The sequence below is a fragment of the Kribbella sp. VKM Ac-2568 genome (assembly GCF_004345365.1).
Lineage (GTDB): Bacteria > Actinomycetota > Actinomycetes > Propionibacteriales > Kribbellaceae > Kribbella > Kribbella orskensis.
Genome location: NZ_SLVF01000009.1, coordinates 178,850 through 203,355, shown reverse-complemented (window position 1 = coordinate 203,355; position 24,506 = coordinate 178,850). Strand labels below are relative to the sequence as shown.

Here is a 24,506-nt window from a genome sequence, read left to right as displayed (position 1 = left end):
ATTCGTCATGCCTACATTCGCCACGCAAGGGCCCATCGTCGCGACCGTCGAGGTCGGCGGAGCCCGGGTGCGGGTCACCGCGAGCGACCGGACCGACACCGTCGTCCTGGTCGAACCCATCGACGAGGCGAACCGGTCGGATGTCAAGGTGGCCGACAAGACCAAGGTCGAATTCGCCGACGGCCAGCTGTCGGTCAAAACGACCGTCTCCGGGAACAAGAACGGGTCGGTCGCCATCACGATCGACCTGCCCACCGGCTCCGGCCTGGCCGCTTACCTGGCGCACTCGGCCGTGCACGCCGACGGCTCATTCGGCGAGTGCGAGCTGCACATGGCATCGGGTCAGGTCCAGCTGGATCGCCTCGACGCGCTGCGGGCGAACATCGCGTCCGGTGAGGTCGTGATCGGCCACATCGCCGGACCCGCCACGATCGACGGTGGCGCGTTCGCGCTGCGGATCGGCGAGGTCGAGGGCACGGCCAAGCTCTCGAACTCGGGCGGTCAGGCCTGGATCGGCCATGCCTGGGAAGACGTTGATCTCGGGAGTGCCAGCTGTGACTTCGACATCGACCGCGCCGACGGCAACGTCACCGCCGCGACCTCCAGCGGTGCCGTCCGGATCGGCCGGATGACCAACGGTCAGGCGAAGCTGAGGAACGGCTCGGGAAACATCGAGGTCGGCATCAGCGAGGGCATCGCTGCCTCCATCGATGTCAACAGCGAGCGCGGGGCGGTGCACAACTTCGTTTCCTCGCAGGGCGAGCCGGGCCCGTCCGAGGCCAAGGTCTCGGTCCACGCCCGCACCCGGCACGGCGACATCACCCTTCAACGCGCAAGCTGACCCTCACGACGCGAGCGTGACCTCGATCAGCTCGGACAAGTCCGTCTGCGTACCCTCCTGCGTCACCTCGGCGAACCGTGCTTCGCCGAGGTGACGTCGTGCGTCCCGCTCGATTCTGGCCGCATCCGATTGCGAGAGATCCGCCAGTCCGCGGACGCCGACACTGGCCGCGAGCAACCGCGCCGCCTGTTCGTACTGGCCGAGGCGAGCTGCCAGGTCCGCGAAACCGACGAGGATCGGGCCGAGCAGGAAGGCGTGTCCCAGCTCGGACGCCGCCTGCCAGGCAGCCACGCGGTGGGTACGGGTCTCCCGGAGATCGTCGGCCAGGTAGCCGTGCTGGTTGTGTATCTGCGCGCGAATGTTCGCCTGCTCGGCGGCATCGCCCAAGAGGGTGGTCGCGAGGCCGAGCTGACGGCGGGCCTCCTCGGCGTCGCCGCCCAGGCGAGCAAGCCCCGCCTTGGCGAGCGCCAAGGAGACCAGAGCGTACGGCCAGGTGACACCTTCGGCGCTCCGCTCGGCCTCGGCGATGGACGCAGCACTGGCGTCGCGATCGCCGTCAAGCCAGTACAGCATGGCCTGCTGGGTTCGCGCCTCGATGACATCCTCGACGGCGCCGACCTCGGTGAGGACCGCGATCGCTTGTTCGTAGTACTCGCAGGCACCGGCGAATTCACCCCGCAGGGCAAGTTGGCCGGCCAGCTCGGACAGGACCAGCGAAATCCCGAACCGTTCGCCGAGCGTCCGGAACTCCGCGAGCGCCAACTCCAGCTGGGTCTCCACCTCCCGGCCGTCCTGGCCCTGGCCGAGCATGGTGCGCATCTTGGCGACCTGCCACCGACCCATGGCGCGCACCCAGGGGTCGACGCTGTCCAGCAACGACTCGAACGCGGTCACTGCTTCCTCCGGTGCCTGCAGCAGGCGTTCCAGCGGGATCACGAATGCCAGCAGCGGGTTGTCGCTCCGGCTGAGCCGGCTGAACCGATACGCCTTGTGGATCCACTCCGCTCCCAGGTGTTCGTCACCTTGCCCCGAGGTCACGTAGAGCACCACCAGCCCGTACGTCATGGCACGGATGTCATCGGTCACCTCGCCCGGGAGGTTGGCGGCGGCGATCAGTGACTCAAGGCCTTCGGACCGGCGTCCGCCCAGCCACCAGTACCAACCGGCGGCGGAAGCGAGCCGCATCGCCGCTTGTGCGTCTCCGGCCGCGATCGCCCCGCGCAGCGCGGCGCTGAGGTTGTCGTGATCGACCTCGAGCGTAGCGAGCCATTCCAGTTGCTCGGCGCGGCGCAGGTGGGGCTCGGCGGTCTCGGTGAGCTCGGTGAAGTAGGCGAGATGTGCCTGCCGGGTCCGGTCGGATTCTCCGGCTTCGGCGAGCCGATCCGCGGCGTACTCCTTGATCGTGGTGAGCATCCGATAGCGCGGCGCGCCGCCCCCCTGGGTGACCAGAAGCGACTTCTCGGCCAGCGAGGTGAGCAACTCCAGCACCTGATCCTGCTCGACCACATCGCCGACACAGACCTGCTCGGCCGCCTCCAAGCTCGCCCCGCCCGAGAACACCGACAGTCGGCGCAGCAACGTCCGCTCGGCGTCGGTGAGCAACTCCCAGCTCCAGTCGACCACCGCGCGCAGCGTCTTGTGCCGCGGCAATGCGGTACGGCTCCCGCTGGTCAGCAGGCGGAATCGGTCGTCGAGCCGGTTGGCGAGCTGCTCGATGGTCATGGTGCGCAACCGGGCGGCAGCGAGTTCGATCGCCAGCGGCATTCCGTCCAGCGACCGGCAGATCCGCACCATCAGTGCCTTGGTGTGTTCGTCGATCCCGATGTCCTTGCGTACCGCGCCGGCCCGGTCCCGCAGCAGCCGGAGGGCCGGCGACGACGCGATCTCGGCCGGACCGGCACCGTTCGGCAGGCCCAGCGGCTCGACCTGCCACAACGCCTCACCTGTGATGCCGAGCCCTTCCCGGCTGGTCGCCAGGATCCGCAGCCGCCGGCATTCCCCGAGCACCCTCATCGCCAACGCGGCCACCGACTCGATCACATGCTCACAGTTGTCCAGGATCAGCAGCAACTCCCGATCGCGCATCGCGGCGATCAGCCCGTCCACGGGGTCCGAGCTCGGTGACGCGCCGAGCAGGGCATCTCGGAGCCCGAGCCCGGCCAGCGCCGTCTGCGCCACGTCACCGTCGGCGCCGATGGGGGCGAACTCGACCAGCCAGATCCCGTCCGGCAGGTCGCCGATCATCGTCCGCGCGGTTTCCGTGGCGAGCCTGGTCTTGCCCGAACCGCCCGGCCCGATGAGGGTGGTCAGCCGATGCTCGGAGATGAGTGCGCGGACCGCGGCGACATCGGCCTCCCGCCCGACGAAACTCGTGAGCTCCGCACGCACGTTGGTCTTCCGGATCTCCTCCCGCCGGCCCAACCCGCCCCGCAGTAACGCGACATGCAAGGCCGACAACTCCGGCGAGGGGTCGACACCCAGCGCATCGGCCAGGGCTTCCCTCATACGCTCGTACACGAGCAGCGCCTCGCTGTCGCGACCGGCTGCCGCGAGGGCACGCATCAGCGCAGCCACCAGCCGCTCTCGCACCGGATGCGCAGTCACCGCGTCGGTCAGTTCCGGGACCAGCTCCGCACCGTGGCCGAGGCCGACTTCCGCTTCGAACCGATCCTCCATCGCCGCCAGGCGTAGCCCCTCGAGCCGAGTCACCGCCGCGTCGAACGCTGCGCTGTCCTCCAGACCGACGTCCTGCAGGGCCGCCCCACGCCACAAGGCGAGGGCCTCGCGCAACAGCCGAACCCGCTGCAGACCATCCTCGTTGCGGGCCTGACCGACGAGGCGTTCGAACCGCAGGGCATCGACAGCCTCGGGTTCCACCGTCAACCGATAGCCGCCCGTCTGCCCCTCGAGCATGCCTCCGGGCAGCGCCTTCCGCAGTCGGGAAGCCAAGCGTTGCAGGGCATTCGACGCGTCGGACGGGGAGTGCTCACCCCAGATCCAGTCGATCAGCGTCGCCTTTGGGACGACGCGGTTCGGTTCGAGGGCGAGGGCGATCAACAGCCCGCGCAACCGGGCGCCCGGCACGTCGGCGGAGGTGCCGTCGTCCGTACGAACCTCGAATGAACCAAGCATCCCGATCAGCACCTGGCTGATTCTGCCACCAGGGTTGCATCCAGTAGTCACTAGGCCGGTCCTCCCTCTCAGGAGACCGGCCTTCTGCTTGTACTGCGTGGCCGTAGCTCAGCTGAGCTGCTCGGCCAGCGCGACGATGATGCCCTCGGGGCCGCTGACCTAGCAGAGCCGATAGCTGTCCTCGTACTGCATGAGCTCGCCGACGAGTTCGACAAAGAACGCGATAGCAGCATCGAGGTCGTCGACAGCGACGCCGACGTGGTCCATCCGCTTGATCGTCAGATGTTCGAGCGCAGGCGGCAAGACGGTCATGGGATGAGTGGATCTTTGGACGTTGGAATTAGGGTGCGGGGATGAGTTTCCGGCTGGCGGCGTACGCCGTGTGCATCGCGGACAGGCGGGTGCTGCTCGCCCGTTGCGTATCACCGAATGGCGACAGCAACTGGACGCTTCCGGGTGGCCGGGTCGAGCACGCGGAGGATCCGTTCGATGCCGTGATCCGGGAGGTCGCTGAGGAGACCGGCTGCGACGGGTTGGTCGAACGCCTGCTGGGCGTAGACTCGAGGGTGATTCCCGCGGCCGAGGCGCGGGGGCGGATCGAGCACCAGAATGTCGGCATCTTCTACCAGGTCCGTATCACCGGCGGCCAACTCCGCCCAGAGCCGAATGGCGTAACCGCCGAGTCGGTCTGGACTCCGATCCTCGACGTCGCCGGCCTGCGCCGCTCATCGCTGGTCGACATCGGCCTCGCTCTGGCTCAGACCGCACCGGCAACCGGCCACGTCCCTCCCGTGCCGGTCGGCGGCCTGATCCAAAACTGAGCCCATCGTCAACATCCGCCTGACCCGCTGACCCTGATCCCCTTCACGATCGACAGGACAGACTCCGGGTCCAGGCGGGCGGGCCACCTCGCAAGACGATCACCCGAGCAGCTGCTCCGACACCGCCGTACCGAACGACAGGAAGAGCTTGCTCACAGCGACAACCTCTATGCCAATCGAGGCGGTTGAGGCGCAGGCGGGACGGAGTACTTCCTGTTGTTCCGTACGCCGCTTGACGGGCTGTCGATTCCGACGCTTCGTCACTCTGACGAGCTCGGGCTGTTGCCGCTGGCAAAGGTCGACTCTCAGAACTGGGGAGGCGTCAGCCAGCCAGCAGGTGGTCCTCGGAGAAGGCGACGCCATTGGATTCTTGAATATCAGGGTGCGATCGACGGACGAGCCCCAGTACGGGAACAGGTCCGCGTTCGGACTGGGTGTCGTCGGGCTCGACGAAGCCCACCAGCGTGCGCTCGCCGCCGGAGCAACAGAGCAGTACCCGCCTACGGATAGTGAGAACATGCCTCGCCACTCGCGGTTCGCCGATCCAGTGGGAACCGGGTCCTCTTGTGGGCGAGCGCAAGGTGACCGCGATTCCGGCGTGATGACGGCCGGGCGGACTGCGGGCCCGGGGCTAGGCCAGCGGTAGATCGCCGGGCACAAGCGAGGTCCGGGCGATCTGGCGGGCGATGTCCAGGAATCCCGGCAGGGCGGTGTTGGCGTTGTCGGCCGACCAGGCGAGCTGGAGGGTGCGCTGGTGCCCGATGACGGGGACGCACCGGACGCCATCCAGTGACACCGCCTGGTAGGAGGCGGCCACGATGTTCACCCCGAGGCATGCCGCCACGAGCCCCAACGCGGAGAGCCGCTGACCTCTCGGTCCAGAAGGCCTTCGCGGATCGCGGCATCCTCTGACGAGAGCACGGCCAGCGGACCTGGCCGACCGGTATCCGGGGGGCATTCGCTGTCCCGGCAACATCACGGTAAGGTCACGCGCCAGGCAGAGAGGGCGATGTGACCTGGGGAATCGCCCCTGAGTCACCATGATGCGGCCGCTGCGGAACTGATACCGCAGCACGAATGCCGTGGTGACCTGCCGACCGGATGGTCGCCCTCCGTCCGGTAATCCGACGCGCCCCGAGAGGTTGCTGCATGTCCGCCATCCCCGCTCACCTGTCATTCCCCTGCCTTGTCTCGACCCGCGGCGAGAGGGGCCGCCAATGACGCGAACGACCAAGATCACCCTCGGTGCCGGCCTGCTCGCTTTGCTCGCCAGCCTCGTCGTTGCCCTGACCGCCACCTCCGGCGGAGCGCAGGCGGAGGCCCAGACGGAGGCACAGACGCCGACCCGGCATTTCGTGACCAATCTCAAGGGGGCGACCGCGCCCTTCGCCCTCGGCTACACCCTGGCCGACAAGTCCTCGGTCTCCAGTCTGAGCACTTTGCCGACCGGGGTGCAGTCGGTGTTCTGGCTGGGCCAGAAGTGCCCGACCCCGGCCGACAGCACCTTCAAGGCCAAGGTCGACGCCCTCGCCTCGAACCCGAAGGTGTTCGCCTACTACCTGTCCGACGAGCCGCACATCGGGGACTGCCCAGGCGGTCCCGCGGCGCTGCGGTCGCGCGCGGACTACATTCGCGCCGCGAGCGGCGGGCGGCAGAAGTCATTCATCGTGCTCAGCAAGGTGGCCGATTACAAGCCGTTCGCGCCGGCGAGCAGCCATGTCGATCTGGTCGGCCTCGACCCGTACCCCTGCTCGATCGCCCACCCTCAGTGTGACCTGAGCAAGATCGGCCAGAAGGTCGACGCGGCTCGGGCGGCGGGTGTCCCGCTGACAGCTATCGTGCCCGTGTACCAGGCATTCGGCCAGGAGCGGACGACGAGCCACTACTACAACCTGCCGACCGCGAGTCAGGAGCACGCGATCCTGACCGAGTGGAAGCGGCTCGTGCCGTCCCCGGTGATGGACTACACCTACGGCTGGAGCAACCAGGGCAGCGCCAACCCGACCTTGGTCGACTCACTCGCGCTCCAGAACGTCTTCTCAACCTTCTTCGCCACCGGGCGCTAACCCACAATCCGGTGGCCCGCTCTCACCGCGGCGGGCCGCCGGATCATCATCAAGCAGGGTGCCGCTGCGGTCGGGAGCGGGTTCCGTGCGGCCCGTGGGTCAGGAGGCGGCCGAGCGACATGAGGCGGACCCTAGACCCGCCCCGGCTCCCGCGCCTGACAGCCCAGGGCCTGGCGAATGGTGCTCAGCTCGCGGCTCTCCGTGCTAGGGCGATGAGCTGCTTCTCCACGGCGGGGGTCAGCTTCGTCAGGGCGAAGGCGGTCGGCCACATGTCGCCGTCGTCGAGATTTGCCGAGTCGTTGAAGCCGAACGTGCTGTACCGCGCCTTGAACTTGTCGGCGGGCTGGAAGAAGCAGACGACCTTGCCATCCTTGGCGTACGCGGGCATCCCGTACCAGAGCTTCGGCGAGAGCTCGGGCGCGTTGGCCGTGATGATGGCATGGACCCGCTCGGCGATCGTACGGTCCGCTTCCGACATCTCGGCGATCTTTTCCACTACGGCGGTTTCCGCCTCGGCGCCCCGTGCGGCCGCCTTCAGTTCTTTCGCGCGCTCCTTCATCGCGCCTCGTTCCTCGTCGGTGAAGCCCCCGTACGACTTGTCCTGCGAGGCCGAGGTCTTCTTCGCGGTGCGTCTCTGCGTGGCGTTCATCGGAGGGTCCCGTCTACGTGATCGATGTCAACGATCCTGATGCTATGCAGCGACCCGCGGTACCTGCTTCTTCAAAACTGATCGATTCCGGCCGGACGCTGGACGGGACGTCCGGGGAGGTCCATGGACGCGAGGCGTTCCGGGTCGGTCACTGACACGATCTCGACGATCCGGCCGTCGATGACGGTGCACGCCATCACGCTCAGCGCCTGGCCGTTCGCGCCCCACGCCACCACCCCGGGCTCACCGTTGACGAGCACGGGGTGCGTTGTCACCTGCTTCGCGCGCGTCGCGAGCTTGGCCTTTGCGGCCACCTCGGTGGCCCCCAGCTTGACGGTCACGCCACGCGGGGTCTGGGAGTGCCACGTCACGTCCGGATCGAGCACCCGCAGCAGCCCTTCGAAGTCTCCACTCCGCGCTGCCGCGAGAAACGCATCGACCACCGCACGCTGCTGCTGCGGTTCATCGGTTGAACGCTGCGTGCCCTGTACCTTCCGGCGGGCTCGGCTGGCCAGCATCTTGCTGGCGTCGGGGGACCTGCCGATGATCTGACCGATCTCCTCGAACGGCACCGCGAACATGTCGTGCAGCACGAACGCCAGCCGCTCGGAGGGGCGGAGGGTATCGAGCACCACCAGCAGCGCCAGCCCGACCGATTCGGCGAGCAGCGCGTCGTCCTCGGGCGCTCCGTCGGCCTCCTCGGTCACCACCAACTCGGGCAGCCGATCGTCGTACGACGCCTCGGGCTTGGCCTTGCGCGCGCGCAGTACGTCGATGCAGACCCGGCCCACCACGGTGGTCAGCCAGCCGGCGAGGTTGTCGATGGCAGCCGGGTCCTGGCGCGCAAGCCGCAGCCATGCCTCTTGTACTGCGTCCTCGGCGTCCGCCCGCGATCCGAGCATCCGGTAGGCCACCGCCACCAGCCGTCCGCGCTGCTCCTCGAAGGCTTCCGCTACGGCTTCCTCCGGACCAGAGCCGGTCATGTTGTTACCTCCCACAAGCGAGTTCCGTCATGGGGGATGACGGGCCCGGACGGGCCGAGGTAACCGATCAGGAGGAAATTCATGAACCTCGCTCTGTGGATCATCGCCGGCTTGCTGGCAGCAGTCTTCCTCGTCGCGGGTGCCAACAAGCTGTTCATTCCTCGGGAGAAACTGGCCAAGGCGCCTGGCGGGGGATGGGTCAACGATTTCAGCGCCCGCTTCATCAAGGCCCTCGGAGCAGTCGAGATCCTCGGCGCCGTCGGCCTGATCCTACCGGCCGCACTCGACGTCGCACCGATCCTGGTACCGCTCGCGGCCGTCGGCCTGGCAACGATCATGACCGGCGCGGCGATCGTGACCACCCGCCGCCAGGAGCCCAAGCACGCCCTGCTGAACCTGACCTACCTAGCCCTGATCGCTTTCGTAGCCATCGCCCGCTTCGGCCCCCAGTCGTTCAGCTGACCTCCCCTGATCACCTCGATGACGGTGTGCCTGCCTTGATGTGTCGGCGGATGACGGTTAGCCGTACTGCGTATGCCAGGCAGGCGATGGCCAGGATGGGGAGAATGACCAGGGTCGGGTTCACCCAGGCCGGGACCAGGTCGTAGTTCGCGTGGCATTTGTCGTGGAGGGGGAACCACTGGGTGTACTCGTCGAAGTTCGCCCTGCGGTAAGCCGGGTCGTAGGTCTGGCCGTCGGCATGGCACGACTCCTCCGGGTCCAGGCTCGCTCCGGCCAGGGAACCGACGATGTAGGTGACACCCGTTCCCAGGACGAGCAGTACCGCCGTACCGGCGAACCAGCCAGCGCTGTACCGCCACCGGCCGCCCACCAGCGACCGGCTCCAGAACCACAGCCCGAACCCGGCCAGCACCACGAACAGCAGCAGGAGGAGGAAACCCATGGGCGTAACTCTGCACTGTCTGCCGACTGGCCCGGCTCCGGCACAGCTGGTCCGTCGTATCGCGCCACCGCCAGTGGCTCATCCTGTGCGGGTGATGCGTCCCCTTTCCTCCGTCGCTTAGCGTCGCGGGTGTTCGGGTCGGCCGGGGCGGTACGCCACTCTGGCGCGGCTCGTCGGCGGTTGGCGGTGTCGACGGTGAGTATCCGCAGTGCCCGCGATGGACAGAAGGGTTAGCGGGTCGAGGCAAGGAGTACGAGATGACTGCCTTTACGGTGTGGAAGTTCGACGGTCCGGGTGGAGCCGACAAGGCCGCTACGGTCCTCAAGGGCTGCGAGCGGGACGGGTTGGTGAAGATCCTCGATCACGCGGTCGTTTCCTGGCCGGAGGGCGATTCCCACCCGACCACCAAGCAGGGACACGAAGAGAACTGGCGCGGGACGGGCTGGGGTGCTCTCTGGGGCGTGCTCCTCGGGGCCCTCTTCTTCGTGCCCGTGATCGGCGGTGTGGCCGGCGCTGCGATCGGGGCGATCAGCAAGGTGACCCAGGATTCTGGCATCACGAAGGAACAACTGGAGAAGATCCGCACCGAGGTGACACCAGGAACCTCGGCTCTCTTCGCGGTCACCGAGCAGGGCGATCTCGACCGGGTCGGCGAACGCTTCCACGGCATGCACAGCAAACTCATAGACACAAACCTCACCGACGCCGAGCGCCAGGTTCTACTGGAAACCTTCGGCGGCCACTGACACGCCAACGCAGCACCTCCGTCGCTGCTCCCACCCACCCACCCTCGTTCCGCCACTCCTACGTCGCGGCTCGTCGATGGTCGGCGTCGTCAGTTGCGCTGAGGCAGCAAGCTGCAAGGAATAACGTCACACGCGCGAACGGCCCGGCCGAACGGTCGGGCCACTCGACTACTTGAGCAGGCCAATCTGATCGACGAGCTGTCCCTGGTGATCGTCCCCCTTCTGGCAGGCCGCGGCGAGCGTCTCTTCGACAACCTGGGCGACATCTCCGAGAACTACCGAGTGGACGAGTTGGTCAGCTCGGAGAAAGCCACCCACGCCCGGCTGGTCCGCCGCTGAGGCGGCCAACGGGTCGCTGACCCAGCCCGTACTGCGTCCGCGGCGCTCGAGCCGGTCACTCTAAGCGCCAGCCTGATCACCGAGGCAAACCAGCAGACGCCAGCAGAGGCACCAGCAAAAGGCAGCAGCAGCCGCGCCGGTCGACGCGTACGGTGGAACCGCGCACAGGGGGTTGGGGGTGGTGGTGACGTGCTGGTCGAGACCAAGTTGCGTATCCCGCGGCGACGGGGAGTCGTGGGCCGGGAGCGACTGGGGGAGCGGCTTCGGCGTGGAGACAAACTGACGGTTGTCTCGGGGCCGGCCGGGTTCGGGAAGACCACCTTGGTGGCCGAGTGGGCTGCTGAGTGCGGATGCTCGGTGGCCTGGGTCTCGCTGGATCGGCGGGACAACGATCCCGCTCTGTTCTGGGCGTATCTCCTTGCTGCGTTGAGGATTGCGGAGCCCGGAGTCGGTGCCGGGGCACTCTCGTTGCTGGAGTCGGGCAAGCCGCCGATCGAGGCGGTCCTGGCCACCCTGATCAACGACCTCGATGTCCTACCCAACGAGATCGTGGTGGTGCTGGACGACTATCACGTGATCGAGGCGCGTGTAGTGCAGGAGGGGATGGCCTTCCTGGTCGAGAACCTGCCGCCTCAGGTGCGTCTGGTGATCGCTGCCAGGGCTGACCCGGGCTTGCCGTTGGCACGGTTGCGGGCGCGCGGCGAGCTGGTCGAGATCCGCGCTGCCGATCTTCGGTTCAGGCCGGACGAGGCGGCGGCGTACCTCAACGGCGTGATGGGACTGGGCCTGACAGCCAGGGATGTCGAGGCGTTGGAGGGACGCACCGAAGGGTGGATCGCGGCGTTGCAACTGGCGGCGCTGTCGATGCAAGGGCGCGATGACGCTGGGGCCTTCATCGCTGGCTTCGCGGGAGACGACCGGTACGTCGTCGACTACCTGGTGGAGGAGGTCCTCCAACGACAGCCTGAGGACGTACGGCGTTTCCTGCTCCAGACCTCCATCCTCGAGAGGCTGACGGGGCCGCTGTGTGATGCTGTCACCGGCCAACCCGGCGGCAAAGCGATGCTGGTGGCGCTGGAGCGGGGCAACCTGTTCGTCGTACCGCTTGACGATCGACGCCAGTGGTACCGGTATCACCAGCTTTTCGCGGACGTACTGCGCGCGCACCTGCTCGACGAGCAGCCCGACGACGTTCCAGAGCTCCACCGACGCGCGAGCACGTGGTACGAGGGAAATGGCGAACAGGCCGTCGCTATCGACCACGCGCTGGCTGCCAAGGACTTCGACCATGCGGCGGACCTGGTGGAACTGGCGACCCCGGCGATGCTCAAGGATCGACGCGAGGGGGCGTTGCTCAGCTGGCTCGAGGCGCTACCCGACGAGGTGATCAAGGTCCGGCCTGTGCTAACGGTCAGGTACGCCGGGACGTTGCTGTCCACCAACCAGACCGAGGGAGTCGAGTCACTCCTGCGGGACGCCGAGCGATGGCTGGAGTCTGCGAACAAGACGACGAAAGCCACACCAGCTGGTGAGCAGGAGGTACGGCGTCTGCCCGGGTGGATCGCCGTCTACCGTGCCGGTCTGGCTCTGATGTTGGGCGATCCAGCCGCCACGATGACGCACGCACGTCGCGCTCTCGACCTTCTCGACCCCGACGATCTTCTCGGGCAGGGAGCGGCTTCGGCGCTGATCGGGCTCGCGTCCTGGGGAAGTGGTGATCTCGAGACAGCCCACGAGGCCTACACCGCAACCACCGCCAGCCTGCACAAGGCGGGATACATCGCTGACGTCCTCGGTTGCTCGATCACCCTGGCGGACATCCGGATCGTGCAAGGACGACTCGGCGACGCCATGCGCACGTACGAGCGAGCCCTGCGGCTTGCGTCCGAGCAGGACGGGCCGCCGCTGCGGGGAACGCCGGACATGTACGTCGGAATCAGCGCGCTCCACCGCGAACACGGCGACCTCGAGGCAGCAACGCAGTACCTGGACAGGAGCCAGGAACTCGGCGAGCACTTGGGGCTGCCGCAGAACCGGTACCGCTGGCGGGTCGCGATGGCCCGGATCCGTGAGGCGGAAGGCGATCTGGATGCAGCAGTCGACCTGTACGACGAGGCGGAGCGGCTCTATGTGGGAGACTTCTCGCCCGACGTACGGCCGGTTCCGGCGATGAGAGCACGGGTGTGGATCGCGCAGGGTCGTATGGGTGACGTCTCCAGTTGGGTGAGCGAGCGCGGCCTGTCGTCAGAGGATGAGCTCAGCTACCTGCGGGAGTTCGAGCACGTGACGCTGGCCAGGGCGCTCCTGGCGCAGCATCAGAGCGACGAGGCAATCGGACTCCTGGAGCGACTCCTCCAGTCAGCGGACGAGGGCGGCAGGAGCACTATCGAGATCCTGGTGCTGCAGGCGCTCGCGCAGCAACTGCGAGGCGAGGTTCCCGCTGCGCTGGTCACACTCGAGCGGGCCCTGGCATTGGCTGAGCCGGAGGGCTACTTCCGGATCTTCGTCGACGAGGGCGCACCCGTGGCAACCCTGCTGAAAGCAGCCCACCAGACGGAGTACGTCGTCCGGCTGCTCACCGCTTTCGACAAGACGGGGCGGCACGGAACCACCGCAAGGCAGGGATTGATCGAGCCACTGAGCGACCGCGAGCTAGATGTACTCCGACTGCTCGGCACCGACCTCGACGGTCCGGACATCGCCCGCGAGCTCATCGTCTCCCTGAACACCGTGCGGACCCACACCCAGCACATCTACGCCAAGCTCGGCGTGAACAACCGCCGCGCCGCGGTCCGCCGCGCCGAGGAGCTCGACCTCCTCACCCATCACCGCTGACGGGAACGCCGTACCCGCGGCGACCACCCGGTACGCCGTACCAGCGGCGACCACCCGGTACGCCGTACCGGGGTGCCGGCTGGATCATCACCTCGTTCATTACAAGTGATGACGCCGCCTCACCACATCTCCTTCTAGCTTTCGAGCAACGGCGGAAGGAGCACGATGAACGAGACGCAGGCGGCGACTGGCGAACCTCCCGAGACCGGTTGCTGCGAGATCCGCCTCAAGGGGCACCTCGATGCCCGCTGGGCCGCCTGGTTCGACGGGCTGACGCTCACCAACGAGAGCGACGGCACCACCCTCATCCGCGGCCAGGTGGTCGACCAGGCCGCGCTGCACGGCCTGCTCCAGAAGGTGCGCGACGTGGGGCTGCCGCTGCTGTCCTTCCGGCAGCTCGATCAGCCCGCCGCGCATCCCACTGAACGTCAATGACTCGTCACAGCACCAAGGAGACCGACATGACCAGCACACTCCCACCCACGACAGCGCCATCGACCAAGAAGCAAGGCCTCTACCGGAAGACGGCACTCATCGCAGGCGGCCTCTACCTGCTGACCTTCGCCAGCTCGATCCCGGCCGTTCCGCTGCTCGACCCCGTGCTCAACAACGCGAACTACATCATCAGCTCCGGCGCCGACAACCGCGTGCTGTTCGCCTGCCTCCTCGACTTCATCAACGCTCTCGCCGCCATCGGTACGGCGGTCGCGCTGTTCCCGGTGGTCAAGCGACAGAACGAGTCACTGGCTCTCGGGTTCGTCACCACGCGACTCTTCGAGGCCGCCGTGATCGTCATCGGCATCGTGAGCCTGCTGTCCATCGTGACTCTGCGACAGCCCGGAGCCTCCGGGGCAGAGGCTGATTCACTGGTGGTCGCCGGGCAGTCGCTCGTTGCCGTCCGTGACTGGACGATGCTGCTCGGCCCCGGCTTCATGGCCGCCATGAACGCACTGCTGATCGGCACCTTGATGTACAAGTCCGGCCTCGTCCCGCGGATCATCCCGACGGTGGGACTCATCGGAGCCCCGCTGCTGCTGGCCTCCTCGATCGCGACGCTGTTCGGCGTCTTCGGTCAGTTCTCGCCGGTCGCGATGATCCTGGTCGCGCCGATCTTCTTCTGGGAGCTGTCCCTCGGCGCCTGGCTGGTCGTGAAGGGGTTCAAGCCCGCGCCGATCATCGAACACGCCTGACAGGCAGGATGGCGAAGGCCCCCACGATCGCGCAGATCCCGGCTACGGCGTACAGGACGCCGTAGCCGGCGCCGTTGATCGCCAGGATGAGCGGCGCGATCGCCGGTCCGACGGAGAAGGGCAGAGCCCCGGCGATGTTGAAGACGCCGAGATCCTTGGCCGTGTTGTCCTGATCCGGCAGTACGTCGGCCACGAGCGCGAGGTCGACCGCCATGTACAGGCCGAAGCCGAGTCCGCTGATCGCCATGCCGACGAGGAATCCGTTGAAGTCGCCGGCCACGGCCACCGCGAACAGCCCCAGACCGAACACGATCGACGCGATCATGACGAAGATCTTCCGTCGCCCCGATCGGTCGGAGAGCCTTCCGCCGATCAGGGAGGCCGCGACGATGAAGGTGGACTGGGTGAGCGTGCCGAGGAAGATCTGCCCGGGCACGTCCTCCTCCGCGCTGCCGAGCTTCTCCAGCAGGTAGTACGCCTGATAGGTGACCAGGAAGGCATAGGCCAGCACGAAGAGGAAGCGTCCGGCGAAGGCCCACGCGAAGTCCGGGCTGGTCCGCGGGTTGACGTAGAAGGTGCCGACGAACTCGCGCAGAGACCAGGCCGGCTTGTCCGCCCTGGACAGCAGGCGATCCTTCAGCACGATCGCGAAGAGCAGGATGAAGAATCCGCCGATCGCACAGGGGACCAGGAACATGGCCACCTGGTTGCCGGTGAACAACCTGACCAGGAAGGTCCCGCTCACCGACGCGATCGGTACGCAGATGCCCAGAACCCCGGACACCATGCCGCGTTGGACCGTCGGCACCTGGTCCGGTAATACCGCCACCTGGGCGGCGAGGAGAGCATTGAAGAAGAGTTGGGCGATGCACCACCCGATCAGCACGACCGCGATGGTGGGCGCGAGCGCGACGACAAGTACCCCGAGTGATCCGCCGATCAGGCCGATGACCATCCATGGCCGCCGCATCCCGAGGGACGACGAGGTGCGGTCGCTCACCTTGCCGAAGAACGGGTTTCCGACCATCGCCACCAGGGAGCCGACCCCGGCCACGAGCGCCAGACTGTTCGGCGCGCGCTCGATCCCTACGAGCGAGTTGACCTTCAGGGCCAGCGTGACCAGCAGCGGCGCGATCAGCACCAGACAAGTACTCATGTACGCCAAGGCGTACAAAGAGATGAATCCCCACCCGACCCGCCGCACCACGGGCCTCAGCATAGGGCGACGGAAGCTGTCAGGCGCTGGGTAAGGCGATCAGGGCTGCGGCGGCCGAGAGGATGCCCAGGACCAGAGGTGTGGGCAGACCTTTGTAGTCCTTGGCCTTGAGGTGGTAGAGCAGGGCGCCCACCATCAGGACAGCCAGGCCGATGGCGGCCGCAATGCCGGCCAAGGGATAGAAGAGACCTGCGACCAGCGCTGCGGCCGCCGCGATCTCCAACCAGGAGATCAGCGTGCCAAGGCGCTTGCCCACCCCGACCCGATCCAGGATGTCGGTGTAGAAGCGGACGCCCAGCAAGGTTCCGACGCCACCGGCCGCGAAACCGAAGGCCAGGAAGGCGAAGAGGATTCGGTACATCATGTTCAACTCTCGTGGTAGGGACTGACGAGAGCCTGTACGCACCGCGACCCCCGGCCGGATCGACCCGGTCAGACGTCCAGCGGGTCGTCCGTGTGGATGACGGCGCCGATGACGTCGTTGAAGGCCTCGGTCGAGCTCGGGTGTGTGTAGATGGAATCGCGCAGCTCGGAGGCGGTGATGCCGTGGCGCATCGCGAGGGCGACCGTGTTGATCAGTTCCTGGGCGTCGACGCTGAGCAGGGCCGCGCCGAGGATCTGGTCGGTGTCCGCGTCGATGACGAACTTCATCAGGCCGAGGGTCTCCTCGACGATGTACGCGCGCGGCATCGCCACGATGTCGGCGACGTTCTGCCGCGCGACCGTGATCCGGTGCCCGGCAGCGCGGGCCTGCTTCTCGGTCATGCCGATCGTGGCCAGTGGAGGAGTCATGAAGAGCGTGGCTGGTACTGCGACCCGGTCCGTGGTGGTGCGCTTGCCTTCGCCGGTCAACTGGTCGAGCACGATCCTGCTGTCGTCGAGGGAAATGTAGGTGAACTGCGGGCCGCCGTTGACGTCGCCGAGCGCGAACACGTGCGGCTGGCTGGTCCGGAGGTACTCGTCGACGTCGATCGCACCGCGGGGCGTAGTACGGATGCCCGCCTTCTCCAGGTCGAGGCCGTCCGTCACTGGCGCGCGGCCGGTGGCGGCGAGGACGGCGTCGACCACGAGGGTGTGCTGCCGGCCGTTCTTCTCGTAGACGACGGTTGTCTCGTTCGCGCCATCGCGGATCTCCAGCACGGTGGAGCCCGGCATGATGTCGACGCCTTCGTCAGTGAGGATCTGCTCGGCGGCGGCCGCGACGTCGTCGTCCTCCCTGCCGAGAATCCGGGCAGAGGCCTCGAACACGGTGACCCGGGAGCCGAACCGGTGGTAGATCGAGGCGAACTCGATGCCCAGGTAGCCACCGCCGATCACCGCGAGCCGCCCGGGCAGCGTGGTGTTCTTGATCAGGTCGACGTTCGTCACGAGCCGGCTGCTGTCCGCCAGCCCTGGGATGTCGGCGATCACCGGCGCCGACCCGGTGTTGATCAGGATCGTCTCGGCGGTCACCGTGATCCGATCCGCGCCCTTGCCGACGGCCACCGTGTGCGAGTCGACGAACGCGGCGGCGCCGGTGATCACGGTGATGGTGTCGGCGCCGTTGAGTGCGTCGTAGTTGCCGGCCCGGAAGAGCGAGGTGAGCGCCTGGACCTGGCCGACGGCGTGCTCGAACCACTCCTGCGGCGAGTCGTCCGGCCGGCGGTTGCCCGAGTGGTGCACCAGCGCCTTGGTCGGCACACACCCGACGTTGGGGCAGGTCCCGCCGTACATCTGGTCCGACCTCTCGATCAGCACGACCCTCCGGCCGAGCCGTCCCAGGGTCGCGGCGGCGATCTTGCCGCCCTTGCCGAATCCGATCACCACGACGTCGGCATGCAGGGTGTTGTTGTCCATGGGGAGTAGCCTCCACCGTGGGGAATGATCCTCACTAGGTGTTTCCATGCCAATTTTCTTCGTGAGAGTCCCATATGGATGCGATCAGCCAGTTGCTGGACCTGGCCCGGGTGCAGGCCCGGCTGGACAAGCGCTGCCTGCTCGCAGGCACGACAGTGATGGACGTGCCGGCGTACGGCGACGCCGAGTCCGCCTTCCACTTTCTGCTCGACGGCGAGTGCACGCTGGAGGCAGGCGGCAAGAACTACGCCCTGAAGGCAGGCGACGCGGTCCTGTTGCCGAGCAGCCCGCCGCACCGCATCCGTACTGCGGGCGCCGGTCGGGCGCAGGGAGTCGTCGAGACCCACGGTGACTTCTTCGACACCATTCGTAGCGATTCCGCGGGTGACGGGGTGATCGACCTCTTCTGCGGGCACTACACGTTCGGTTCGCGCGCTGGAGTACTGCTCGTCCGCAGCCTTCCCGATCCGCTCGTGGTGTCCTTCGGCGAGGGTGGCGACATGGTCCGGACGATGAGCGGGCTGATGCGGCAGGAGGCCCTCGCCGAAGGTCCAGGGACCAGCGCGATCCTCTCGTCGATCTGTACCGCGCTGCTGGCGATGGTGCTCCGGCAGTCCACCGGCCGGCCGGCCGAGACCCCGCTGTGGACCGCCGTCGACGACAAGCGGATCGCCCTCGTGATCGACGCCGTACTGCGGGATCCCGGTGCCGACTGGTCGATCGAGAGGCTGGCCGGGATCGCGGCACTCGCGCGTGCCACCTTCCTGCGGCGCTTCGTGAAGAACACCGGGACCACCGTCGGCGCCTTCCTCTCGAACGTCCGGATGATGGCCGCGGCCGACCTGCTCGCGGATCGCGAAGTCACCGTCGCCGCGGTCGCGTCGAAGGTCGGCTACCACTCGGAGTCCGCCTTCGCCCGGGCCTTCCAGGAGGCGGTCGGAACCACCCCGGGCCGCTTCCGCCGTACTCTCTGAACCCTTTGCGGCCGGTCGGGCTTGTTCGGTGAATGCATGGGAACCGGTGGGGGCGATGACGTACGCTCCGAAGGGTTCGTTGTGATTGCCGGGTGCAACTGACGACTGGCCGGTGAGGTGGTTGACGTGCGGTTCCTTCATGATCGAGTGTCCGAGCAGGACCTGACGTTCAGTGACGTGTTCCTGGTGCCGAACCGGTCGGTGGTGGCGTCTCGGCTGGATGTGGATCTGTCCAGCGGGGACGGGACCGGGGCCTCGATCCCGATCGTCGCGGCGAACATGACCGCGGTGTCCGGGCGGAGGATGGCCGAGACGATCGCTCGCTGTGGCGGGCTGGCGGTGATCCCGCAGGACATCCCGGTCGAGGTGGTCGCCGAGGTGGTCTCGTGGATCAAGCAACGGCACACGATCTACGACACCCCGCTCACGATGGCGCCCAACGGCACTGTCGGTGAGGCCCTGAACCTGCTGCCGAAGCGCGGTCACGGCGCTGTGATCGTGGTCGACGAGGGCCGGGCTGTCGGTGTGGTGACGGACGCGGACTGTGAGGGCGTCGACCGGTACACGCAACTGGACGGGATCATGTCCCGCGAGTTGCTTACGCTGCCGGCCGGGATCGCCGCCGAGGAGGCGTTCGACCAGTTGCACGACGGTCGCCACCGGTTGGCGCCGGTCGTCGACGCGGACGGCCACATCGTCGGCATTCTCACCCGTCAACGAGCTCTGCGCGCCACCTTGTACGAGCCTGCCGTCGACGCGGCCGGGAAGTTGCGGGTCGCCGCGGCCATCGGGATCAACGGCGACGCGGAGCAGAAGGCGAAGGCCCTGCTCGACGCCGGCATCGACGTACTGGTGATCGACACCGCTCACGGTCACCAGGAGCGCATGCTCGAGGTACTGCGTCTCGTCCGCGCGCTGCAGCCGCAGGTCCCGATTGTGGCGGGCAACGTGGTGACGGCGCAGGGAGTCACCGATCTGGTGGAGGCCGGCGCCGACATCGTGAAGGTGGGCGTCGGGCCGGGTGCGATGTGCACGACCCGGATGCAGACCGCGGTCGGCCGGCCGCAGTTCTCCGCAGTACTGGAGTGCGCGACCCGGGCGCGGGAGCTTGGCAAGCACGTCTGGGCCGACGGGGGAGTACGGCATCCGCGGGACGTGGCGCTCGCCCTCGCCGCAGGGGCGTCCAGCGTGATGATCGGCTCGTGGTTCGCCGGCACCTACGAGTCGCCCGGGGACCCGCACCGCGACAACAACGGCCGGATCTACAAGGAGAGCTTCGGGATGGCGTCCGCCCGCGCCGTCCGCCTCCGTACTGCGGACGACACCCCCTTCCAGCGCGCCCGCAAGAGCTTCTTCGGCGAGGGAATCTCGACGGCCCGCATGTACCTCGACCCGGAGCGACCCAGCGTCGAGGACGTGCTCGACTCGATCGTCTCCGGCATCCGCAGCTCCTGCACCTACGTCGGCGCCGCCAACCTTGAGGAGTTCCACGAGCGAGCCGTCGTCGGCATCCAGAGCGCAGCCGGCTACACCGAAGGCAAACCCGTCGACACCAGCTGGTGAACGCTCTCGTAGGTTGGGCGGCATGAGCAACGTTTCTTCAGCCGTCATCGAGGATCTCGCGCCCACCGGGACCCTGCGGGCGTCCATCAACCTGGGCAATCCAGTGCTCGCGCAGGGCACGCCGGACGCGCCGGCGGGCGTGACCGTCGACCTGGCTCGCGAGCTCGCGGCGCGGTTCGGCGTCCCGGTCGAGTTCGTCTGCTTCGACGCCGCGCGGAAGTCCTTCGAGGCGATGGTGAACGGCCAGGCCGACATCTGCTTCCTCGCGATCGACCCGGCCCGGGAAGCCGAGGTGGCCTTCACCGCGCCGTACGTCGTCATCGAGGGTGTCTTCGCGGTGCCGGAAGACTCGGCGATCACCAAGTCTGCCGATGTGGATCGCGAGGGGTTCCGTGTCGGCGTGAAGAACGGCTCCGCCTACGACCTGTTCCTGACCCGGACACTCGAGCACGCGACGCTGGTCCGCGGAGACGAAGGCGTCGACGTGTTCCTCGCCGACCGCCTCGAGGCCGGCGCCGGCATCAGACAACCAGTCACCGACTTCGTCGCCGCGAACGACGGCCTGCGCGTGATCGACGACGCCTTCATGCAAATCCAGCAAGCCCTCGGTACGACGAAGTCGCGCCGCCCCGAGACCGTCGAGTTCCTCCGGCATTTCATCGAGGACCAGAAAGCCAACGGCTTCGTCGCCAGCTCCCTCCACCGCTCCAACCGCCCAGACGCAACCGTCGCCCCACCTGCCTGACCCAGCCGGCGGACCACCCGTCCGCCGTACAGCGTGCCGGCCTCGACGAACGAGCCGGAGGTGGCCAGCCGATCGCGGTCCGGACCAGCCAGGTGTAGTCGCCGTTGCCCGCCAATCGGAGGGCGGCGAAGAACTGCTGACGTGCGTCCTCAACCGCGCGCCATCGGCTCCAAGCCCGCGACCGGCCTCCCGATGACGGGGTGTTCGCCCGCTGACGCCTTACACGCTGCCAGCCGCCGTGGAACCCACCAGCCGCGCCCGCCGATCGACCGCCCACCCCGCCCAGCCGCGGGGACCGTCAGGAGATGTCGATCAGGACCTTGCCGGTGGCGCCGGATTCGACCGCCTGGTGGGCTTCGGCGGTCCGGTCGAGGGTGAAGTGGTGCAGTGGCAGGCCGGCGTCCTCGCCGACCGGCAGCGCGCCGGCCTCGATGGCGGCGTTGATGTCCTCCGCCGCCGCGGTCAGCTTGTCCCACCCGACTGTGTAGAGCAGCACGTACTGGTACCGCGCGTTCAGGCCCATGTTCTGACGGATGTCGACAGCGAACGGCTTGTCGCCGTTGTTCGCGTAGATCGCGATGGTGCCGAGCGGCCGCAGTACCTCGAGGTCGAGCTCGGCATTGGCGCCGATGGCAACCTCCACCACGAGATCGACGCCCTCGGGCGCGAATCCGCGTATCTGCGCACCCGCGTCCGCGTCGTTGTAGTTCACGACGTAATGCGCGCCGGCCGCCTCCGGATAGCCGGCCTTGGCGGCTGACCCGACGGTCGCGATGACCGTGGCTCCAGCCCACCGAGCCAGCTGGATAGCCGCATGCCCGACGGCGCCGGCCCCACCGGCCACCAGGACCACCTTGCCGTCGAGAGCTCCAGGCGCGAGACGCGTCGGCCCGTCTTCGGCGACGGTGAGAGCGCGGTGCGCGGTGATCGCCGGGACCCCGATGCTCGCGCCGAGGTCGAAGGAAGCATCACCCGGCAGCGGGAAGACCCGCTCGGCGGGAACGACCGTGTACTGCTGCGCCGTCCCGCTCGTGGGCCGAAGGTAGGCCGCCAGGGTGACCCAGACCCGATCGCCGACCGCGAGGCCGTCCACGTCCGGCCCGACCGCGTCGACAACACCCGCGCCGTCCTGGTTCGGGACCGACTCGACCACCTCACCGCCGTACAGGCCGGTCCGGGCCTTCCAATCCGTCGGGTTGACGCCCGACACGGTCACCCGGATCCGTACTTCGCCGGCGCCGGGCTCGGGAACCTCCCTGTCCACCAGGCGGAGTACGGACTCGGCGGGGCCGAGCTGGTCGTGCACGATTGCCTTCATCGGGAGCTCCTCGGAGATGCTGTCGCTGATATCGGCTACAGCCGACGGCGCTCCCTCCATATTCCGCGCGTCGGTCGACCTCCACCAGATCCGCCTCGACGGTCTCGACCCCCCTGGGCCTCGCCTGCCGGTTGAAGTGCAAGCCGGAGCACGTCGGAGCGGGAGTAATGACCGACCGGGTCAGCCGCGTTCTTGGCCGCGAGGATCCGGACCCGACACCTTCACCCGAGCCTTCAAGCGCGAGTACGGCGAACCCCCGTCGAGGGCCCATCTGATGCGATGACCCGCATGACCAGCGGACGGCCGCCACTCAGCAACCTGGCCGGTCGCTCCTGGGTTGGCGCTGCCACGCAGCGCGCCCCAGGGTCGGGCCTGGTTGATGAGTACTGGCGGTCCGGGCTGACCACCAACCCCACGCCCGCCCAGGTGTTTGCCCGGCCGAGCCCATGTAGTGGGTCCGAACATCAAGCGGGGACCTCGGACAGGTACTGGGGACGTCGGACAGCAGGTGGGGTGGGGACCTGGGACAAAGGTGGGGACCTCAGGCAAGAGGTGGGGACCTCGGACAGGAAGTGGGGACCCGGACAGGAAGTGGGGACCCTGGACAGGAAGTGGGGACCCCGGACAGGAGATGACCTGTCCGAGGTCCCGTTTTGTTGTCCTCAGCCCCACGATCACCGCAGCCACCGGTCGGCCGGCACCAACGCGATCGCCGGCGTGGCGGGGGCGTCACCGACGTCCTGGCCGCCTGCGGCTAGTTGTTTACACGCGGGGGTCGCGGGGGGTGTGGCGTTCTTCTTCGATGACTGTGGTGTGGGTGCCGACGCTGCGGGGGCGCCGGCTGTTGAGCAGGACCGCCAGGATCAGGCCCAGGGCGCCCGCTCCCATCAGGATGTAGCCGACCATGGTCAGGTCGACGCCGCTGATCCGGTCCGAGACCGCGAACGCGAGCACCCCGCCGAATGCGAGCAGGAAGATTCCCGCACCGATACCCATCGTGCCTCCTCAGGTTGTGGATCACGCCGTACCGGCGGACCGGCGGGGTGTCATCGGCACTCCGGGTGCCCGGCCGGCCGGGGCGGCAAACGGTGGGACGGCAGACCTTGGGGCTGGTGGTGGCGGCAGTATCCGGTATACCATTCTCGACGAATGCAACGGGCTGTGACCCCGGGCACGGTCCTGACGGACTCGCGCGGGTAGGATCGGCCCGTTTGTGGAGGGGAGTATTCCTTCGCGGCAGCGTCGTCATCACGGAAGACCCCCGGCCCCGCCGGGACGGCGGTCGACCCGGTGCTGTCGGTCCGAGTCACTCGGGCGGAAGAGACCTCCGGACCCGCCCCTGTCGTCGTCCGGAGGATCGTCATGGTCTCTGCTGTGCCCACCCACGTGTGGATCATCACCGTCATCGGTCTGCTCGCGATCGTCGCCTTCGACCTGATCGTGATCGCCCGCCGCAAACACACCGTGACGATCAAGGACGCCACCCGCTGGGTGCTCTTCTACATCGGTCTGGCCGGGCTGTTCGCGGTCGCGCTGTTCCTGTTCACACCGGGGGCCTCCGGGTCGGAGTTCGTGGCCGGCTACATCACGGAGTACAGCCTCAGCGTCGACAACCTGTTCGTCTTCGTCATCATCATGGCGAGGTTCGCCGTCCCGTCGCTGGCCCAGGACAAGGTGCTCTACATCGGCATCGTCGTCTCGATGCTGCTGCGGGCGGTCTTCATCCTGGCCGGCGCCGCCGCGATCGCCGCCGCGAGCTGGGTGTTCTACATCTTCGGCGCGTTCCTGGTCTACACCGCGGTCCGGCTGGCGCTCGAGGGCGAGAACGACGAGACCGACTTCCAGGAGAACGCCGTCCTGCGCGGGATGCGCCGGATCCTGCCGCTGCAGCACGACTACGACGGCGCCAAGCTGGTCAGCAAGGTCGGTGGCAAGCGGATGCTCACCCCGCTGGTGATCGTGATCGCGGCGATCGGGATGGCGAACGTGATCTTCGCGCTCGACTCGATCCCGGCGATCTTCGGCCTCACCCAGGACGCGTACGTCGTACTGACCGCCAACGCCTTCGCCCTGATGGGGCTGCGCCAGCTGTACTTCCTGATCGGTGGTCTGCTGGAGCGGGTGATCTACCTGAACGTCGGCCTGTCGGTGATCCTGGCCTTCATCGGCGTCAAGCTGATCATCGAGGCGCTGCACGGCTCGCACATCGACGACATCGGCGCGATCCACCTGCCGCACATCGGCATCGCCACCTCACTCGGGTTCATCGCCGGCACGCTGCTGGTGACGACGGTCGCAAGCCTGATCAAGTCCGGGTACGACCGCCGCCGCGTCAGCATGGACTAGGC

General features: G+C 67.6%; 24 protein-coding genes. 13 read left to right on the top strand and 11 right to left on the bottom strand.

Annotated features, from left to right (window positions below; translation table 11 throughout):
- Window positions 1-7 precede the first annotated feature (7 nt).
- On the top strand, window positions 8-841 hold the full coding sequence (locus EV648_RS26405) for a DUF4097 family beta strand repeat-containing protein (RefSeq protein ID WP_132297222.1): 834 nt from the start codon (window positions 8-10) through the stop codon (window positions 839-841).
- 3 nt (window positions 842-844) lie between these two features.
- On the opposite strand, the gene EV648_RS26400 is transcribed toward EV648_RS26405, so the two are convergent.
- Together EV648_RS26400 and EV648_RS43375 are read right to left on the bottom strand one after the other, a co-directional pair.
- Window positions 845-3,973 carry a BTAD domain-containing putative transcriptional regulator gene (locus tag EV648_RS26400; RefSeq protein WP_241995613.1) on the bottom strand — a complete coding sequence of 1,043 codons (3,129 nt, stop codon included), beginning with the start codon at window positions 3,971-3,973 and terminating at the stop codon, window positions 845-847.
- A 159-nt stretch (window positions 3,974-4,132) separates the two neighbouring features.
- Entirely contained in the window at window positions 4,133-4,285 is a 153-nt protein-coding gene (locus tag EV648_RS43375; protein ID WP_199234830.1) for a hypothetical protein, read from the bottom strand.
- Between the two features lie 41 nt (window positions 4,286-4,326).
- On the opposite strand from EV648_RS43375, the gene EV648_RS26390 reads away from it, so the two are divergent.
- Window positions 4,327-4,794 (top strand): NUDIX hydrolase, encoded by a 468-nt coding sequence (locus tag EV648_RS26390; RefSeq protein WP_132297216.1) that lies wholly within the window; start codon window positions 4,327-4,329, stop codon window positions 4,792-4,794.
- 631 nt (window positions 4,795-5,425) lie between these two features.
- Here the strand turns inward: EV648_RS26390 and EV648_RS26385 are convergent.
- Window positions 5,426-5,611, bottom strand: a complete 186-nt coding sequence (locus tag EV648_RS26385) for a hypothetical protein (RefSeq protein ID WP_132297213.1) — start codon at window positions 5,609-5,611, stop codon at window positions 5,426-5,428.
- Window positions 5,612-6,011: 400 nt separating this feature from the next.
- On the opposite strand from EV648_RS26385, the gene EV648_RS26380 reads away from it, so the two are divergent.
- The gene (locus EV648_RS26380; RefSeq protein WP_132297210.1) at window positions 6,012-6,860 is read left to right on the top strand and encodes a hypothetical protein; all 849 of its coding nucleotides are present in this window, start codon (window positions 6,012-6,014) and stop codon (window positions 6,858-6,860) included.
- Window positions 6,861-7,044: 184 nt separating this feature from the next.
- On the opposite strand, the gene EV648_RS26375 is transcribed toward EV648_RS26380, so the two are convergent.
- Both EV648_RS26375 and EV648_RS26370 read right to left on the bottom strand, forming a co-directional pair.
- Window positions 7,045-7,509 carry an iron chaperone gene (locus EV648_RS26375; RefSeq protein ID WP_132297207.1) on the bottom strand — a complete coding sequence of 155 codons (465 nt, stop codon included), beginning with the start codon at window positions 7,507-7,509 and terminating at the stop codon, window positions 7,045-7,047.
- Window positions 7,510-7,580: 71 nt separating this feature from the next.
- Complete coding sequence (locus EV648_RS26370) at window positions 7,581-8,492, bottom strand: sigma-70 family RNA polymerase sigma factor (protein WP_132297204.1); 912 nt, start codon at window positions 8,490-8,492, stop codon at window positions 7,581-7,583.
- Window positions 8,493-8,573: 81 nt separating this feature from the next.
- On the opposite strand from EV648_RS26370, the gene EV648_RS26365 reads away from it, so the two are divergent.
- A complete protein-coding gene (locus EV648_RS26365; protein WP_132297201.1) occupies window positions 8,574-8,954 on the top strand; it encodes a DoxX family protein in 381 nt (126 codons plus the stop codon).
- 10 nt (window positions 8,955-8,964) lie between these two features.
- On the opposite strand, the gene EV648_RS26360 is transcribed toward EV648_RS26365, so the two are convergent.
- On the bottom strand, window positions 8,965-9,396 hold the full coding sequence (locus EV648_RS26360) for a hypothetical protein (RefSeq protein ID WP_132297198.1): 432 nt from the start codon (window positions 9,394-9,396) through the stop codon (window positions 8,965-8,967).
- Between the two features lie 257 nt (window positions 9,397-9,653).
- On the opposite strand from EV648_RS26360, the gene EV648_RS26355 reads away from it, so the two are divergent.
- The 5 genes from EV648_RS26355 to EV648_RS26335 all read left to right on the top strand — a co-directional run bounded on the left by EV648_RS26355 (window position 9,654) and on the right by EV648_RS26335 (window position 14,506).
- Complete coding sequence (locus EV648_RS26355; protein ID WP_132297195.1) at window positions 9,654-10,142, top strand: DUF1269 domain-containing protein; 489 nt, start codon at window positions 9,654-9,656, stop codon at window positions 10,140-10,142.
- Between the two features lie 207 nt (window positions 10,143-10,349).
- A complete protein-coding gene (locus EV648_RS44810; RefSeq protein ID WP_255512872.1) occupies window positions 10,350-10,481 on the top strand; it encodes a hypothetical protein in 132 nt (43 codons plus the stop codon).
- A 189-nt stretch (window positions 10,482-10,670) separates the two neighbouring features.
- Window positions 10,671-13,316 carry a LuxR C-terminal-related transcriptional regulator gene (locus EV648_RS26345; protein WP_132297189.1) on the top strand — a complete coding sequence of 882 codons (2,646 nt, stop codon included), beginning with the start codon at window positions 10,671-10,673 and terminating at the stop codon, window positions 13,314-13,316.
- 165 nt (window positions 13,317-13,481) lie between these two features.
- Entirely contained in the window at window positions 13,482-13,751 is a 270-nt protein-coding gene (locus tag EV648_RS26340) for a hypothetical protein (RefSeq protein WP_132297186.1), read from the top strand.
- Between the two features lie 26 nt (window positions 13,752-13,777).
- Window positions 13,778-14,506: a DUF4386 domain-containing protein gene (locus tag EV648_RS26335; RefSeq protein ID WP_132297183.1), complete on the top strand. Its 729-nt coding sequence runs from the start codon at window positions 13,778-13,780 to the stop codon at window positions 14,504-14,506.
- Here the strand turns inward: EV648_RS26335 and EV648_RS26330 are convergent.
- From EV648_RS26330 to EV648_RS26320, 3 genes are all read right to left on the bottom strand, one after another.
- Entirely contained in the window at window positions 14,490-15,725 is a 1,236-nt protein-coding gene (locus tag EV648_RS26330; RefSeq protein ID WP_132297180.1) for an MFS transporter, read from the bottom strand. The two genes, EV648_RS26335 and EV648_RS26330, sit on opposite strands and share 17 nt — an antisense overlap.
- Window positions 15,726-15,741: 16 nt before the next feature.
- Window positions 15,742-16,086 carry a DoxX family protein gene (locus tag EV648_RS26325; protein ID WP_132297177.1) on the bottom strand — a complete coding sequence of 115 codons (345 nt, stop codon included), beginning with the start codon at window positions 16,084-16,086 and terminating at the stop codon, window positions 15,742-15,744.
- A 68-nt stretch (window positions 16,087-16,154) separates the two neighbouring features.
- On the bottom strand, window positions 16,155-17,558 hold the full coding sequence (locus EV648_RS26320) for an FAD-dependent oxidoreductase (RefSeq protein WP_132297174.1): 1,404 nt from the start codon (window positions 17,556-17,558) through the stop codon (window positions 16,155-16,157).
- Window positions 17,559-17,632: 74 nt separating this feature from the next.
- Here EV648_RS26320 and EV648_RS26315 point away from each other — a divergent pair, with 74 nt between their 5' ends.
- The 3 genes from EV648_RS26315 (at window position 17,633) to EV648_RS26305 (ending at window position 20,840) form a co-directional block, all read left to right on the top strand.
- Entirely contained in the window at window positions 17,633-18,532 is a 900-nt protein-coding gene (locus tag EV648_RS26315; protein ID WP_132297171.1) for an AraC family transcriptional regulator, read from the top strand.
- Between the two features lie 126 nt (window positions 18,533-18,658).
- A complete protein-coding gene (locus EV648_RS26310) occupies window positions 18,659-20,095 on the top strand; it encodes a GuaB1 family IMP dehydrogenase-related protein (RefSeq protein ID WP_132297168.1) in 1,437 nt (478 codons plus the stop codon).
- A gap of 22 nt (window positions 20,096-20,117) precedes the next feature.
- Entirely contained in the window at window positions 20,118-20,840 is a 723-nt protein-coding gene (locus EV648_RS26305; protein WP_132297165.1) for a transporter substrate-binding domain-containing protein, read from the top strand.
- Window positions 20,841-21,138: 298 nt separating this feature from the next.
- Here the strand turns inward: EV648_RS26305 and EV648_RS26300 are convergent, their stop codons facing one another.
- Window positions 21,139-22,158 carry an NADPH:quinone reductase gene (locus tag EV648_RS26300; protein ID WP_132297162.1) on the bottom strand — a complete coding sequence of 340 codons (1,020 nt, stop codon included), beginning with the start codon at window positions 22,156-22,158 and terminating at the stop codon, window positions 21,139-21,141.
- Window positions 22,159-22,920: 762 nt separating this feature from the next.
- Window positions 22,921-23,154: a DUF6458 family protein gene (locus tag EV648_RS26295; RefSeq protein ID WP_132297159.1), complete on the bottom strand. Its 234-nt coding sequence runs from the start codon at window positions 23,152-23,154 to the stop codon at window positions 22,921-22,923.
- Between the two features lie 366 nt (window positions 23,155-23,520).
- Here EV648_RS26295 and EV648_RS26290 point away from each other — a divergent pair, with 366 nt between their 5' ends.
- A complete protein-coding gene (locus tag EV648_RS26290) occupies window positions 23,521-24,504 on the top strand; it encodes a TerC/Alx family metal homeostasis membrane protein (RefSeq protein WP_132297156.1) in 984 nt (327 codons plus the stop codon).
- Window positions 24,505-24,506 lie beyond the last annotated feature (2 nt).

Coding starts and splice junctions, on each gene's coding strand:
- EV648_RS26355 (WP_132297195.1), top strand. CDS start 9,654: ATGACTGCCTTTACGGTGTGGAAGTTCGACGGTCCGGGTGGAGCCGAC.
- EV648_RS26335 (WP_132297183.1), top strand. CDS start 13,778: ATGACCAGCACACTCCCACCCACGACAGCGCCATCGACCAAGAAGCAA.
- EV648_RS26295 (WP_132297159.1), bottom strand. CDS start 23,154: ATGGGTATCGGTGCGGGAATCTTCCTGCTCGCATTCGGCGGGGTGCTC.
- EV648_RS26360 (WP_132297198.1), bottom strand. CDS start 9,396: ATGGGTTTCCTCCTCCTGCTGCTGTTCGTGGTGCTGGCCGGGTTCGGG.
- EV648_RS26325 (WP_132297177.1), bottom strand. CDS start 16,086: ATGATGTACCGAATCCTCTTCGCCTTCCTGGCCTTCGGTTTCGCGGCC.
- EV648_RS26315 (WP_132297171.1), top strand. CDS start 17,633: ATGGATGCGATCAGCCAGTTGCTGGACCTGGCCCGGGTGCAGGCCCGG.
- EV648_RS26375 (WP_132297207.1), bottom strand. CDS start 7,509: ATGAACGCCACGCAGAGACGCACCGCGAAGAAGACCTCGGCCTCGCAG.
- EV648_RS26340 (WP_132297186.1), top strand. CDS start 13,482: ATGAACGAGACGCAGGCGGCGACTGGCGAACCTCCCGAGACCGGTTGC.
- EV648_RS26330 (WP_132297180.1), bottom strand. CDS start 15,725: ATGCTGAGGCCCGTGGTGCGGCGGGTCGGGTGGGGATTCATCTCTTTG.
- EV648_RS26305 (WP_132297165.1), top strand. CDS start 20,118: ATGAGCAACGTTTCTTCAGCCGTCATCGAGGATCTCGCGCCCACCGGG.
- EV648_RS26405 (WP_132297222.1), top strand. CDS start 8: ATGCCTACATTCGCCACGCAAGGGCCCATCGTCGCGACCGTCGAGGTC.
- EV648_RS26290 (WP_132297156.1), top strand. CDS start 23,521: ATGGTCTCTGCTGTGCCCACCCACGTGTGGATCATCACCGTCATCGGT.
- EV648_RS26300 (WP_132297162.1), bottom strand. CDS start 22,158: ATGAAGGCAATCGTGCACGACCAGCTCGGCCCCGCCGAGTCCGTACTC.
- EV648_RS26370 (WP_132297204.1), bottom strand. CDS start 8,492: ATGACCGGCTCTGGTCCGGAGGAAGCCGTAGCGGAAGCCTTCGAGGAG.
- EV648_RS26320 (WP_132297174.1), bottom strand. CDS start 17,558: ATGGACAACAACACCCTGCATGCCGACGTCGTGGTGATCGGATTCGGC.
- EV648_RS43375 (WP_199234830.1), bottom strand. CDS start 4,285: ATGACCGTCTTGCCGCCTGCGCTCGAACATCTGACGATCAAGCGGATG.
- EV648_RS26380 (WP_132297210.1), top strand. CDS start 6,012: ATGACGCGAACGACCAAGATCACCCTCGGTGCCGGCCTGCTCGCTTTG.
- EV648_RS26390 (WP_132297216.1), top strand. CDS start 4,327: ATGAGTTTCCGGCTGGCGGCGTACGCCGTGTGCATCGCGGACAGGCGG.
- EV648_RS26400 (WP_241995613.1), bottom strand. CDS start 3,973: ATGCTTGGTTCATTCGAGGTTCGTACGGACGACGGCACCTCCGCCGAC.
- EV648_RS26365 (WP_132297201.1), top strand. CDS start 8,574: ATGAACCTCGCTCTGTGGATCATCGCCGGCTTGCTGGCAGCAGTCTTC.